The organism is Bacillus spizizenii TU-B-10, assembly GCF_000227465.1.
Lineage (GTDB): Bacteria > Bacillota > Bacilli > Bacillales > Bacillaceae > Bacillus > Bacillus spizizenii.
This window is the reverse complement of the sequence record NC_016047.1, coordinates 1,082,975-1,097,036: the sequence shown is the minus strand read 5'-3', so window position 1 is coordinate 1,097,036 and position 14,062 is coordinate 1,082,975. Positions and strand designations below refer to the sequence as shown.

General features: G+C 41.6%; 14 protein-coding genes and 1 pseudogene. 2 read left to right on the top strand and 13 right to left on the bottom strand.

Annotation, left to right across the window (positions count from 1 at the left end):
• Positions 1-118: 118 nt before the first annotated feature.
• Positions 119-1,198, top strand: a complete 1,080-nt coding sequence (gene dgcK / locus GYO_RS27390) for a diguanylate cyclase DgcK (protein ID WP_014113155.1) — start codon at positions 119-121, stop codon at positions 1,196-1,198.
• 2 nt (positions 1,199-1,200) lie between these two features.
• On the opposite strand, the gene GYO_RS27385 is transcribed toward dgcK, so the two are convergent.
• Entirely contained in the window at positions 1,201-2,031 is an 831-nt protein-coding gene (locus GYO_RS27385) for a MetQ/NlpA family ABC transporter substrate-binding protein (protein WP_014113154.1), read from the bottom strand.
• A gap of 436 nt (positions 2,032-2,467) precedes the next feature.
• Between GYO_RS27385 and cspB the strand changes: the two genes are divergently transcribed.
• Entirely contained in the window at positions 2,468-2,671 is a 204-nt protein-coding gene (gene cspB, locus GYO_RS27380) for a cold shock-like protein CspB (protein ID WP_003224086.1), read from the top strand.
• Positions 2,672-2,763: 92 nt separating this feature from the next.
• Here cspB and GYO_RS27375 read toward each other — a convergent pair whose 3' ends face one another.
• The 12 genes and pseudogenes from GYO_RS27375 to prkA form a co-directional block, all read right to left on the bottom strand.
• Positions 2,764-3,705 carry an ABC transporter permease gene (locus GYO_RS27375; protein ID WP_014113153.1) on the bottom strand — a complete coding sequence of 314 codons (942 nt, stop codon included), beginning with the start codon at positions 3,703-3,705 and terminating at the stop codon, positions 2,764-2,766.
• Positions 3,698-4,615: an ABC transporter ATP-binding protein gene (locus GYO_RS27370; RefSeq protein ID WP_014113152.1), complete on the bottom strand. Its 918-nt coding sequence runs from the start codon at positions 4,613-4,615 to the stop codon at positions 3,698-3,700. The genes GYO_RS27375 and GYO_RS27370 overlap by 8 nt, the downstream gene beginning before the upstream one ends.
• A gap of 12 nt (positions 4,616-4,627) precedes the next feature.
• Positions 4,628-5,326, bottom strand: coding sequence for an ABC transporter ATP-binding protein (locus tag GYO_RS27365; protein ID WP_014113151.1), 699 nt, complete (start codon positions 5,324-5,326; stop codon positions 4,628-4,630).
• A 1-nt stretch (position 5,327) separates the two neighbouring features.
• Positions 5,328-5,693 (bottom strand): GntR family transcriptional regulator, encoded by a 366-nt coding sequence (locus tag GYO_RS27360; protein ID WP_014113150.1) that lies wholly within the window; start codon positions 5,691-5,693, stop codon positions 5,328-5,330.
• A gap of 2 nt (positions 5,694-5,695) precedes the next feature.
• Positions 5,696-6,457 carry a hypothetical protein gene (locus tag GYO_RS27355; RefSeq protein WP_014113149.1) on the bottom strand — a complete coding sequence of 254 codons (762 nt, stop codon included), beginning with the start codon at positions 6,455-6,457 and terminating at the stop codon, positions 5,696-5,698.
• A 167-nt stretch (positions 6,458-6,624) separates the two neighbouring features.
• On the bottom strand, positions 6,625-6,999 hold the full coding sequence (locus tag GYO_RS27350; protein ID WP_014113148.1) for a hypothetical protein: 375 nt from the start codon (positions 6,997-6,999) through the stop codon (positions 6,625-6,627).
• A gap of 12 nt (positions 7,000-7,011) precedes the next feature.
• Positions 7,012-7,542 carry an NAD(P)H-dependent oxidoreductase gene (locus GYO_RS27345; protein ID WP_014113147.1) on the bottom strand — a complete coding sequence of 177 codons (531 nt, stop codon included), beginning with the start codon at positions 7,540-7,542 and terminating at the stop codon, positions 7,012-7,014.
• Between the two features lie 22 nt (positions 7,543-7,564).
• The gene (locus GYO_RS27340) at positions 7,565-9,163 is read right to left on the bottom strand and encodes an MFS transporter (protein ID WP_014113146.1); all 1,599 of its coding nucleotides are present in this window, start codon (positions 9,161-9,163) and stop codon (positions 7,565-7,567) included.
• 40 nt (positions 9,164-9,203) lie between these two features.
• Positions 9,204-9,870 (bottom strand): annotated as a pseudogene (locus tag GYO_RS27335) (biotin/lipoyl-containing protein).
• Between the two features lie 35 nt (positions 9,871-9,905).
• On the bottom strand, positions 9,906-10,370 hold the full coding sequence (locus GYO_RS27330) for a MarR family transcriptional regulator (RefSeq protein ID WP_014113144.1): 465 nt from the start codon (positions 10,368-10,370) through the stop codon (positions 9,906-9,908).
• 159 nt (positions 10,371-10,529) lie between these two features.
• Positions 10,530-11,708, bottom strand: coding sequence for a sporulation protein YhbH (yhbH, locus tag GYO_RS27320; RefSeq protein ID WP_014113143.1), 1,179 nt, complete (start codon positions 11,706-11,708; stop codon positions 10,530-10,532).
• Positions 11,709-11,887: 179 nt separating this feature from the next.
• Positions 11,888-13,783, bottom strand: a complete 1,896-nt coding sequence (gene prkA, locus GYO_RS27315; RefSeq protein WP_003224051.1) for a serine/threonine protein kinase PrkA — start codon at positions 13,781-13,783, stop codon at positions 11,888-11,890.
• Between the last annotated feature and the right edge of the window lie 279 nt (positions 13,784-14,062).

Here is a 14,062-nt window from a genome sequence, read left to right as displayed (position 1 = left end):
GATAGGTCAAGTGCGAATTATTTAAACTAAGGATTCAAGTAAAAAAACCTTATATAATCCCTTTTTTGTTCTTTTCTTTCCCTTCCATCTTTAGTACCTTATATAAGGGTGATAATATTTGCTGAAAGAACTGTTTGTAAACTTGACCATTTTAATCACATTTAATTATCTCTTCACCCACCTGTTTAAAGAAAGGTTAGTACATAAAAAAGACAGCATATCCTTCCAAGCTGTTAAAGGACTGGCCTGCGGTTTGCTCGGGGTTATTCTAATGGTTTTTGGATTTACCTATCAGCATTCAATCATTGATCTTCGAAATATCCCTATTATGATTGCCGCTCTTTATGGGGGCTGGGTTTCAACGGCAACGGCCTTGGTTATGATCGCTGCAGGCCGCATGCTGATCACGATGAACACATCTGCAATATACTCGGTTATTATCATTTGTATCGCTGCCATCCCGTCACTCATTGTTTCTAGAAGAAAAAAAGTCCAATTAAAACATGCTTTCTATCTTTTAATGATCACAAATAGTATGATCTCCTTTTCCTTTTATTTTCTTATAGATTTACATTCAAATGAACTTCACTTATATTTTTGGATCGTCTCAATAGCGGGCGGCATGCTCAGTTTATATATTATTGATCATGAAACAAATGCACATCTTCTTTTTAAACAATATAAGTTTCAGGCGCACTTTGACTTTTTAACAGGCATTTATAACCGAAGAAAGTTTGAAGAAATCACACAAGCTCTATATCAACAGGCGGCCAATACCCCGCATTTTCAATTCGCACTGATTTATATGGATATCGACCATTTTAAAACCATCAATGACCAATACGGCCATCATGAAGGAGATCAGGTGCTGAAAGAGCTGGGCTCACGTCTGAAGCAGAGCATCCGAAATACTGATCCTGCCGCACGGATTGGCGGTGAAGAATTTGCCGTGCTCCTGCCGAACTGTACGCTTGATAAAGCAGCCCAGATCGCAGAACGGATCAGATGTGCTGTCAGTGACGCACCAATTAGATTAACAAATGGTGAAGAGCTGTCAGTTACGATATCACTGGGGGCCTCTCATTATCCTAATAATACGGAGCATCCAGAATCCTTGCCGATTCTTGCCGATCAAATGCTGTACAAAGCGAAAGAAACGGGACGAAACAAAGTATGTTTTTCAGAAAAAAAAGAATGAATTCAATGTTCGAATTCATTCTTCCAATCTGAAAGACGTTTCAAAGGCAGAAAAGCCGGGACAAGATCCCCCTGATATTCTTTTTCTATAAATGCCGCTGTATCATCAGCTTGATAGAGCTCAAGAATGGTTTGCAGCGCTTCCCGATCTTGGTCCTCCGCTCTGACAACAATCAAATTCATCTCTTCCTTAGACATTAGTCCACCGCTCTTTATGGCATGTTTTTCCGGGTTCAGTCCCGCTTTTTTTGCTTCAGACGGTTTCATGACAAACACGTCGGTGCCGCTCGCTACATCCTGTTGCCGGACGGCTTTTAATTTCAGGTGCCTCGGATTATCTTTAATCATATCGACTGAACCTGTTCCGTTAAATCCGTTTTTCAACGTTAGCAACCCTGCCTCCTTAAGCACCGTAAGCGCCCTGCCAAAATCGAGTGCTTTATCCGGTACAGAAACGACAGCTCCTCGTGGTATATCTTGGAATCGGTTATACCGTTTTGAATAAATGCCCATAGGCGTTATGTATGTCGTACCGAGCGGTTCCAGCTTAAGTTTGTATTTTTGAGTGAACGACTGAAAAAATGAAATGTTTTGAAAGGCGTTGGCATCAATTTCTTTGTTAGCAAGCGCGATATCAGACTCCGCATAATCAGAAAAAGGTATCAGCTGAATATCCAGCCCTGCTTCTTCAGCTTTTTTAGCAATATAGTTCCATATTGCCTCGTCAGACTCAGCAATTCCGATTTTTATCGTTTCATGTTCTGCTGACGGTGAGCATGCTGTAAATGAAACGAGAAGAACAACAACGAAACTGCATATAAGCCACTTTTTCATTGTGACCATACTCCTATCTATGTATTAGAGCATGCAAGCAATATCAGACATAAAAATCATACGCTCTCTTAGTTGATAAACGTTGTCATTTGTAATATTGATTAACTTTTACCTTACTCATATCCAATAAGGTTGTCAATTCCTATTACATTGTCTTCCCGAAAAGAAGGAATACTAAGGCAAACGTATGATCACATATCGAGAAAACAGATGAATTTCCGTAAATAAATATCAAATTGAAAAATAAATATGGTATTTTCCGAAAAAAGTTTCATTTAGCAGTTGTTTTTTCTGAAGATTACTGGTAGAGTAAAGGTAATTATTTTTGTTCGAACTATCTTTAAGAAGAAAGTTTTGTAAGAGTTTTCGTCTTGAAAGTTTGTTAAGAGCAAGAATAGTGAATTTAAGCGTTATGATCGCTTTAGGAGGAAATTTCATGTTAGAAGGTAAAGTAAAATGGTTCAACTCTGAAAAAGGTTTCGGATTCATCGAAGTAGAAGGTCAAGACGATGTATTCGTTCATTTCTCTGCTATTCAAGGCGAAGGCTTCAAAACTTTAGAAGAAGGCCAAGCTGTTTCTTTTGAAATCGTTGAAGGAAACCGCGGACCACAAGCTGCTAACGTTACTAAAGAAGCGTAAGCATAAATTGATATGAAAAACTGCAGGTGCAAACCTGCAGTTTTTATTTCGATAAAAAAGCTGTTTTGCATAAGCAAAACAGCTTTTTTTCATTAGTTTGCAATATCCCGTTTCATGAAGATTCCGAAAGCAAGCAACAGGAAGATGATAAAGTAGATCACCAGCATGTTGATAGAGAACGTCATAGTCATCCCTTTTATTAACGGTGTGCCATCTACATACTGAGACAAATTTACATTAGCAAACAATATATACTTCGCCCAGTCAAATTTCGCTGCAATAAATGCAGTGGCAGTCGTACCGGCTACCAACAAAAAGATGGAAAACCCTACTGCAAGAGAGCTGTTTCTAAATACAGCGGACAGCATAAATGCCATCGTCGCCACCATTAAAGCCGCGACGGATTCAGAAAGATACGTTGTGGCCAAATGCCCCATCATGTTTTGCTCAATGACATGGCCATCCTTATAGATTAAATGAATATTCGCGGCAGTGTCACCGCCTGTCCCAAAAAAGATCAGTCCCAGCAAAGTAGAACCTATAAATAAAATAAACAGCAATAAGAAACCAAACAAGAGAACTGTAATATATTTGGAGAGCAAAATCTGAAAACGGCTGAGCGGGCGGATCATTAATAGCTTTATGGTTCCCCAATTAAATTCGTTCGCGACAATTCCGGCTGCGATAATAATGGTAAACAGCCCGGTAAGGATTGTAAAGCCTGCTGAATCCGTTACATAAGACCATACAGTATAGCCTGTGTCACCAGGGATGTTATGCTCTATACGATAGTTGTTAAGTGTGATTGTTTCTTCATATTCACCTTTCAGTGAAGGATTTTCTTTGATTTCTTTCTTCAGTACGGTGTTTTCCGCTTGGAGTTCTTGTTTCCAATGGAGATTTGAATCACCAGCAGAAAAATGATTCGCCAGAAATGCAAATCCAACCATTGTTAATCCCAGAATCCCGATCATCACCCATGTTCCGGCACGGCTGAAAATTTTGATCCACTCATTATAAATCAAATTAAGCATGTTGAACCTCCTCTTTTGCTTCACCTGTTATTTCCAAGAAACGGTCCTCTAACGATTTTGTCACTACTTTAACTTCGTAAATGCGGACTTGCTGCATCACCAGCAATTCAATAGCCGCAGGGACTTCGTCTTTAGCCAGTTTGACTTCTACACCATTTGCCTTCTTCACCAAATTGTACTCCTTCAGAACAGAAGCGGCTTCATTCGGCTGCTCAACTTGAAAGAAATATGTATCGTTCTCATCAGTGATTTCATCTCTCACATTTTGAATATCGATAAGCTTTCCTTTTTGCAGAATCGCAATTCGGTCACACATCAGTTCCATTTCTGACAGCAGGTGGCTTGAGACGATGACAGCCATTCCTTTTTCTCGCGTCAACTTCTTCAAGTGATCTCTGATTTCCCTGATCCCCGCCGGATCAAGGCCGTTTGTCGGTTCATCCAAAATCAGCACTTTCGGATCATGAAGAAGACATTGTGCCAAGCCAAGACGCTGTCTCATCCCAAGAGAATACGTTTTCACCTTGTCATGGATTCTGTCTGTTAAACCGACCAGCTCAACGACTTCATCAATTTTTTCCCTCGTGACACCCTTGACCATCCTTGCGTACTGCTGGAGATTTTTATATCCGCTCAAAAATTTATACAGCTCTGGATTCTCTACAATAGCCCCAATATGCTTAATCGCCTTGGCATACTCTTTCGTAATTGATTGGCCGCAAATGAGCACATCACCTTTTGACAGCTTCATTAACCCCACCATCATCCGGATGGTTGTCGTTTTACCTGCTCCGTTCGGCCCCAAAAAACCGAATACTTCGCCTTCACGAATCGAAAAACTCAGATGATCAATGATCGTTCGGCCTCTGATGTTCTTTGTTACATTTTTCAATTCCAATACTGTTTTCATCGAATTCCTCCTCTAGCAAACTTCCATTTTTGATTTAAACCATTGCAATACAGACATGCCTTCCTGCTCACGAATATCTTCCACATCACGCTGAGCAACTTTTTCTCCATTTGCAAGTATGATTACTTCGTCTAGCAAAGTTTCAATTTCATCAATCTCATGCGTTGCGATCACGACAATCTGCTGCTCAAAATCAATGTATGACACCAGGCTGTTTACGATGGAGTCCCTGACCATCGGATCAAGCCCGGAAAAAGGTTCATCAAGCAAGATGACAGATGCCCGTCTTGCTAAAGCAAGGACGATTTTCAGCCTTCCCCGATTTCCTTTTGATAACTTTTTGATCTTTTTTTCCGGATCAAGCTGCATCTCATTCAACAGCTTATAAGCTTGTTCTGTTTGAAAATCAGGAAATTGTGACTGATAAAAATTCACCATATCCTTTACAGTGAAGTGCGGATAAAACATATCAAGCTCTGTAAGATAAGCCGTTTGACGCACCATATCTCTCGTAACCAGCTTTTCATCCGCTTTTACGAATCCTGAAGTAGGAAAGAGAAGGCCAGCCATCATTTTTAAGGTTGTTGACTTGCCGCTGCCGTTCGGTCCGATCAGTCCATAAATTCGTCCGGATGATAAGGTGATCGATACATCATTGACGGCGGTGTGGCGGCCGTATTTTTTTGATACATGTTCTAAGTTGATTTCCATTTTAGCTCCCCTCAGTGAATGTTTTAATCCTTTCTACCATTTCCTCTTTCGTTAGCCCCAGCTCTGTCATTTGCTTCACAAAGCCTTCCAGTACTTCCCGTGTCAGCCTGTCCTTCAGCTCATCTACGATTTCTGCTTTCTCCGCAATAAATGTGCCTTGACCTCTTCTTGTCTCCACAATACCCAGCCTTTCCATCTCACTGTATGTTCTTTGAATTGTATTGGGATTTACCTTGGTTTGAATCGCCATTTCTCTTACAGAAGGAAGCTTGTCTCCTGGGAGCAACTCCTTCCTGACCAGCCGATAAAAGATCTGATCTGCGATTTGCAGATAAATCGGTTTCGAGGATTGGAAATGATTGTCCATATTCACACCTCTACTTTACGATCAAGCAGTTTTGAAGCCATGATGAGCAGCAAGACCGTGATGATTATAGCAATAGGAAACCCTAGTACAGACAGATGTATAGGTTTTAATTCCAATCTCCAAACGTTGTGGAAGTGGAATTCAAAATTGCAATAGACTGTTACCGGCCAGAAATGCTTTTGAGATTCAACCAAAGGGCTTATGATGTATTCATCGAAGAAGAACCACACTGCGACCAACAGAACCATCGCAGCCCACCGCATTCCGCGCCAATTCCTGAGAGAGTGAAAAACAGTCCAAAACACAATGACTGTTACTGACATATCTAACGAAGAAATAAGCCCATACATATTCAACAAAGTAGCTGTACTAGTTATATCAACTTGATGCTCCAGCAGATTATTTACAGAGAGCATATGATAAATCCAAATACCGTAAGCCGTTAATGCCAATTGAATCAGAAATTGATAGAGCAAAGATGCTGCCAATTTAGAAGAAAACAGCCAGAAGCCGCCATTTGGATTGTACAGCCAAAGCTGTGATTTCCCTTCTTTGCGAAGATGATAAAACACAAAAACAGGAGATAGGAAAAGCAGAAAAAAAGCAACTGCAACAAAGAAACCAAAAATGACTAGAGGCTCTTTCGTGCGAGAAGCTATAATATGGCCTGTTCCCAATAAGAAAATGATTCCGCATATCCATACTAGCAGCCACATTCTTGAAAGCTTGATATCTTTCTTTAACAAACCTAAAAAAGAGTCCATGTCTTTACCTCCCGGAAGAATCCTCGGTGTATGAGTAACATAGTACACTAGATCAAACCCTTATACAACATATTCCATGGATTTATTTGATAAAAAATATATTTCATACATATAAACAACAAAAAAAAAGGCAAATCCGCCATGAGTAAACGGATTTGCCTTTTTGATTACTTTTTCTTATTTTTCATGGAGAGCAGTGCATCACGATAGCTGCGGTCCTGCATTTTGTCACTTTCTTCAGTGACCTCTTCTTCTGCCTGATCTTCATCAGAATGCTTAAACTTTTGCAGCGCCTGCCTGTAAATATCATCACCCATTGTTTCTCGTTTCTCTTTTGGAGAATCGTTTTTTACAACGGATGGCGTATGCTCGGCAGCCCTTGCTTCAGCTGGGTATTGCGCTTCGTTTTTTTCCTCTTCTGGAGGGGCGATTCTTTCGGTTGCTTCTTGCTTCTCGGGTCCAGGAGAGGCGTTGCGGACGTTAAATGTAATAAGGCCCGCAATGACAATGACAGCAGCAATAATTGCTATAATAATGGCCATTTCAACCTCTCCTTACTGTCCTGCTGTTAGGTTTCCTGTGACTTGGCTGACGCGTCTTCCTAAGGCGCGTCCAAGCTGAATACCTTCCTCAGACATTAACTCATCACTGTCAACCGGACAAGTGACGCCTGCTCCGTAATAAGAGCCGTACAGTGCGTTTTCTGGCACGTTGCCAGGCAGACCGACAACGATCATGCCTTGGTGGAACATCGGCGTGATTAAGTTGTGCATTGTCATTTCCAAACCGCCGTGTGTTGTTGCCGTTGTGCAGAAAACAGCGCCGACTTTGTTGATCAGCTCGCCTTCAGCCCACAAGTAGCCAAGCCTGTCTATCCAAGCTTTAAGACCGGAGCTGATTGTTCCGAAATGCCCTGGGCATCCCCAGATAATCGCATCCATATCTTTCAGCTTGCGGATATCTGCTTGATCGACATGGTCAATCAATACCTCAGCCGCCTCGTTTTCTCTCGCGCCTTCAGCAATCGCTTCTGCAAGCACCTTAGTATGTTCGCCTTCACTATCATACACTACATAAATTTTCATTCAGGAAACCTCCCTGTACAGATTAAGATTCCTTAGCTTCTTTTGGAGCAGGAAGTAATGAAAGCTCCTCTTTTTTCTTCTTACGCAATTTATCTTTTCTGACGTCACGCAGGAAGATACTTAAAATTAATCCTGCTACGCAGAATAATGTTGCCCACATAAAGGCGTCATTAATCCCCATGACGTTTGAATCGAGTGACGCGTGTTTATAAATATGAGTGTAAACATACGTTTTCGCTGTTTCATAAGGTACATTCATATTCACCATTAAATTCGAAACTGCATTTTGGAATGCATGGAGGAAGTTCGGGTCCGCCGTGCTTGTTTTATCTGCAATTTGTGAATAATGGAATGTCGTACGGTTTGTATAAATCGTCGTAATTAAGCTTGTACCAATTGATCCACTGATTTGGCGAAGCGTGTTGCTCATCGCCGTTCCGTGACTGTTCAGACGGGCTGGAAGCTGGTTCATCCCAGCTGTCATGACTGGCATCATTAAGAGAGACATACCAAATGCACGAATTGAGTAGATCAGCATGATGTGCGTATATGGTGTATCAATTGTTAATTGCGTATATTGATATGTTGTTACCACTGTCACGAGAAGCCCAATAATCGCAAGCGGTCTCGGTCCGAATTTATCGAACAAAATACCTGAGATCGGTGACATAATCAGCATAACGATCGCACCTGGAAGCAGAAGCAGACCGGATTGAAGCGCCGTAAAGCCGACCAGGTTTTGCAGATAGATCGGTAACAGGAACATACCAGTGTAAAGTGCCACTGTAATAATGATATTAATGACACTCGAGAGTGAGAAAATGTCATATTTAAACACTCTGAAATCAAGCATCGGATCATCATGGCGCAATTGCTGAACAACAAACGCAATAATTGCGATGACGCCGATAATCACTGTTGATAATACAATAGGATCAGTCCAGCCGTCAGAGCCGGCTTCACTGACACCGTATAGCAGAGATGCGAAACCGACAATAGAAAGAATCGCTCCGAGAGTATCGAGTTTGATTTTTTGCGGTTCCACCATGTTTTTAAAGATGAAGAAAGCCACAATAATAATAATGGCACCGATCGGCACAAGGCCGTAAAACATAATGCGCCATGTATAATTCTCAATGATCCACCCAGAAAGAGTCGGGCCGACCGCAGGAGCAAACATCATTGCAAGTCCGAAAATCCCCATTCCTTTCCCCCTGCTTTCAGGAGGGAAGATAAACAGAATGGTTGTCATAACGAGCGGCTGCAAGATACCTCCGCCTACAGCCTGGATCAAACGGCCGATCAGCATGGTAGAGAAGTTAGGTGCGATACCGCAGACTAACGTACCGAGCGTAAAACAGAACATGGCAACGAGGAAGAGACTCCGTTGACCAAAGCGCGTAATCAGGAACGCAGATAACGGAATCAAGACACCGTTAACAAGCATGTAACCTGTTGTGAGCCACTGAATCGTCGTTGCACTTACGCCAAATTCAGTCATTAAGTGCGGCATTGCAACGTTAAGCAGTGTTTGGTTTAGAATTGCCAGAAATAAACCCGCCATTAGCACAATTAGCAATGACATAGGGCTTTTTGCATTTTTTTCTTTGCCTGTAGCCATCTAAGACAACCTCCTTTCATGGTGTGATGACTGATCTGTTTTACTCAGAAATCTTAACAGATGCATTCATACCAGGAAGCACCTTATCAGATGGGTTTTTGATTGAAATTTTAACAGGAATTTTTTGTGTTACTTTTGTGTAGTTTCCGCTTGAATTCGTAGATGGAAGCATATCAAAAGTTGAGTTAGTCGCATAGCCAATTTCTTCTACAGTACCGTCAAAAGTTGTATCAGGATCTCCGTCCACTACTACGTCTACACTATTTCCTACTTCAATATCCGCAATATCTGTTTCTTTAATGTTTGCTGTGATGTATAGGTTGTCCATGTCAATCGTTTGTGCAATTGTTGTACCAGCTTGTACGGTTTGTCCGTTTTTCACTTCGTTTTTCACAATTGTTCCATCCATAATGGATTTTACGTCAACAGTTTGTTCACCTTTGATTTTTGCAACTGTGTCGCCTTTTTTCACTGTTTTTCCTTCTTCAAGATCCCAGTCAGATACTTTACCTGCTGCTGGAGCTGTAATAGCAGCCATATCGCCGGCTACTTTTGCTTCATCTGTTTTTACGTAGTTTGTGCTTTGATAATAGTAGTAAGCACCTCCGCCTATAATTGCAAGAACAACAATCAAACCGATAATGTTGGTCAGAATTAAACGTCCTCTGTTCATTTTGTTTTTCTCCTTTCGTTTCATCCTCTATCATTTTGTGGAAAGATGGTGAAAATATGTGGGAAGTTTTCAATTACCGCTTTTTTCTGAACAGCCTTCAGCGAGCTTCGATAAGCTCCCAGCAAGCTTGCGCAAATATTGAAGCTGAGACGTGTCAAGCTCCTGATACAGGCTCGCGCCCATTTTTGCGTATTTCACAGCGGCTTTCTGTAAAAGTTCTTCCCCCTCTTCGGTTAACTGAATCATTACGATACGGCGGTCAGCCGGACTGTCATATCGATTCATCAATTGCCGGTTATACAGGATATCGGTCATCCGGGTCACAGAAGCAGGCTTAAGATCAAGAGACATGGCCAGCTTACTGAGCGGCGTGCTTCCGCTTTGATGAATTTTAAACATCAGTAAATATTGAAGGACTGTAATATCAAAAGGCTCAAGTACAATCTCCAATATCTTCTTCTGCTTTTTATAGATAGCCCGAGACGTATCAAAGAGCTGTTCAAAAGTGAGCAAAGCACGTTCTGATTCAGTCAACTCCTTTTCACCTCATTCCTCAATAATAGTTCACAAGATAAAATATTAATAAATGAAAGAAGATTTGTCAAAGGAAAAATCTCTTTTTTTCTCGTATTTTTTTCGCAACCGCTTTCTTACTTTTATTAAATAAAAAAAAGCCCTGAAATGGGCTTTTCATTACGAAAATTGATGGCTTACTCCGGACTCTTCATTTCTGAAAAAGTTCTTCAGCGCCTGAAAAACATCAGACTTCTGTTTTAAAATATAGTACTTAAATTTCTCGTCTTTCACATTTTTATATGCAGACATTAACGTTGAATGCCTGTTGTACTGATTGACCTCGCCGTAGCAGAAAAGATTGGCCTTCTTCATAATATCATTGACCAGTTTCACACAGCGCGCGTTATCAGATGTCAGGTTGTCACCGTCAGAAAAATGAAACGGGTAAATGTTGTAGCGGGCGGGATTGTACTTTTCGTCAATAAGCTCAAGCGACTTCCGGTATACGGAAGAACAGATTGTTCCGCCGCTTTCTCCCTTTGAGAAGAAGTCCTCCTCCGACACGACTCTTGCTTCTGTATGATGGGCAATAAATTCAATTTCAACAGTCTCATATTTCGTTCGCAAAAAACGGGTCATCCAGAAAAAGAAGCTTCTGGCCATGTATTTTTCCCAAACCCCCATACTGCCGCTTGTATCCATCATTGCTAAGACGACGGCTTTTGACTCGGGCTTTGTTATGTCATTCCACGTCTTATACTTCAGGTCCTCCGGGTAAATCGGATAGAACGATGGCTTCCCTGACATCGCGTTTCGTTTAAAAGCTGACATCATTGTTCTTTTCTTATCAATATTACCGGTTAACCCTGTTTTACGGATATCATTAAATTCAATATCTGTATGAATGATATTGTCCCGCTCTTTTTGCTGAAGGTTTGGAAGTTCTAATTCTTTAAAAAGCGCTTCTTCTAAATCCATTAATGAAATTTCTGCTTCATAATAATCTTCGCCTGCCTGATCACCGGCGCCCTGCCCTTTTCCAGGCCCCTGTTTTTTGTCTGATCCATCCCGGGCCACAACATCTCCAACCTGGCTGTCGCCTTCTCCTTGCCCTACGTGTTTATTTTTATCATAGTTATAACGGATTTTATACTCATCCAGTGAACGGATTGGGATCTTCACTACATCTTTTCCATTAGACATAATAATACTTTCCTCAGTCACGAGGTCCGGAAGATTATTTTTGATCGCTTCCTGCACTTTTTTCTGGTGGCGCTGCTGGTCATCGAAGCCTTTGCGATGGAGGGACCAGTTTTCCTCAGAAATCAAAAAATGGCCGCTGTCATTTTGGGACATGAATTCCCCTCCTTAACCATTTGTGGTCGTGATACATACGTATTCCGGCTTGTGCCAGATTATGAAACAAGTCTTTCGAAAAGATTTATATTCATCATATGCACAAAAGCACGGTTAATTGACAAACTATTTAGAAAATGGGACAAAATAACCCGCCCTATTCGGACGGGTCACGTTGCTTATCGGTTCAGCAGGCTGCCGACATATTTCAGCAGCTCATTGGCGCTCGTCGAGTTGTAGCCGTGTTCATCAATTAAACGGGCCACGACTTCATTTACCTTTTTCAGCTGCTGCTCATCCGGCGTTTTTGTTGACGTCGTAATTTTAACGACATCCTTCAGATCAGCAAACAACTTTTTCTGAATGGCTTCACGCAGCCTTTCATGAGAATTATAATCAAACCGTTTACCTTTTCTCGCATAAGCCGAGATACGGATTAAGATTTCTTCGCGGAACGCTTTTTTGGCGTTTTCCGAAATGCCAATCTGCTCTTCGATTGATCTCATCAGCTTTTCGTCAGGGTTCATTTCTTCTCCTGTCAAAGGATCACGAAGCTTGTTTTTATTGCAATAGGCCTCTACGTTATCGAGATAATTGTCCATAAGTGTTTTAGCTGATTCTTCATATGAGTACACAAACGCTTTTTGAACTTCTTTTTTCGCAATGTCGTCATATTCCTTGCGGGCAGCAGAAATAAAATTCAAATACCGCTCCCTGTCCTCGCTTGAAATCGAAGGATGCTGATCAAGACCTTCTTTTAAGGAACGAAGAACATCAAGAGAATTGATCGACTCCATATTTTTTCTGATAATCGTTGAAGAAATCCGGTTGATCACGTACCGCGGATCAATGCCGCTCATGCCTTCATCATTATATTCTTTTTTCATATCCTCAACGTCGACAGAATTATATCCTTCCACACTTTCTCCATCATACAGTCTCATTTTCTTGACCAGATCGATATCCGACCGCTTCGGTTCTTTTAATCGGGTAAGAATCGAGAACATCGCAGCGACCTTCAACGTATGCGGGGCAATGTGAACATCCGATACATCGCTCTCCGCGATCATTTTTTCATAAATTCTCTCTTCCTCAGACACTTTTAAATTATAAGGGACCGGCATTACAATGATTCTCGAATGCAGGGCTTCATTCTTCTTATTAGAAATAAATGAGCGATACTCCGTTTCATTCGTGTGAGCCACGATCAGCTCATCAGCAGAAATTAACGCAAATCGCCCCGCTTTAAAATTCCCTTCCTGTGTCAATGAAAGCAAATGCCAGAGAAATTTCTCATCACATTTCAGCATCTCCTGAAACTCCATCATCCCGCGGTTCGCTTTATTCAGCTCTCCGTCAAACCGGTATGCGCGCGGATCTGATTCTGAACCGTACTCGGCAATGGTTGAGAAATCAATACTTCCCGTCAAATCGGCAATATCCTGAGATTTCGGATCAGACGGGCTGAATGTTCCAATTCCCGTACGCTTATCTTCTGAAAAGAAGATGCGTTCAACCTTCACATCCTCAATTCTTCCTCCGTACTCTTCTTCCAGCCTCATGACATTTAAAGGAGAAAGACTTCCTTCTATTCTAATGCCGTATTCTCTGTAAAAGTCATCACGCAAATGATGGGGGATTAAATGTAGAGGGTCCTCGTGCATCGGGCAGCCTTTAATCGCATATACAGCGCCATTATCCGTCAAGGTGTACGCTTCGAGACCTTTTTTGAGCATCGTGACCAGCGTGGATTTACCGCCGCTCACAGGTCCCATCAGCAATAGAATCCGCTTTCTAACATCAAGCCGTTTCGCGGCCGGATGAAAATACTCTTCCACCAGACGCTCCAAAGATTCCTCAAGCCCGAACAGCTCGCGGTCAAAAAAGCTGTACTTCTTACGTCCGTCAATCTCCTCTATCCCGCTGTCTTTTATCATATTAAAAACACGAGAATGAGCAGATTGCGCAACCATTGGATTTTCTTTAATAATCTCCAAATAATCGGCGAATGTTCCTTCCCATTTCAGCCGCTGCTCTTCCTCTCTGTACTGTTCAATTTTCTTTAATATATCCATAAGGACCTCCTCCATCATGTTTGATGCGCTATGCAAATAAGGTACTTTGATACAATCTATGCCGCCATCTCGTGATACATGCTTTGGTTTCTTAAAAATAAAGATACTTATACGGCGTTGACAAGGCAGACCGCGACCGTTCATAATAAAGAAAAATACAGAATCATCCAGACTCGGACAGCACGGAAAAATTGAAGAGGGGGAGAGACGGTGAAAACAATCATCATGATGGGTGTCATTGTCACTTTTTTAGTATCAATTTTTACCGCAGGGTACGAT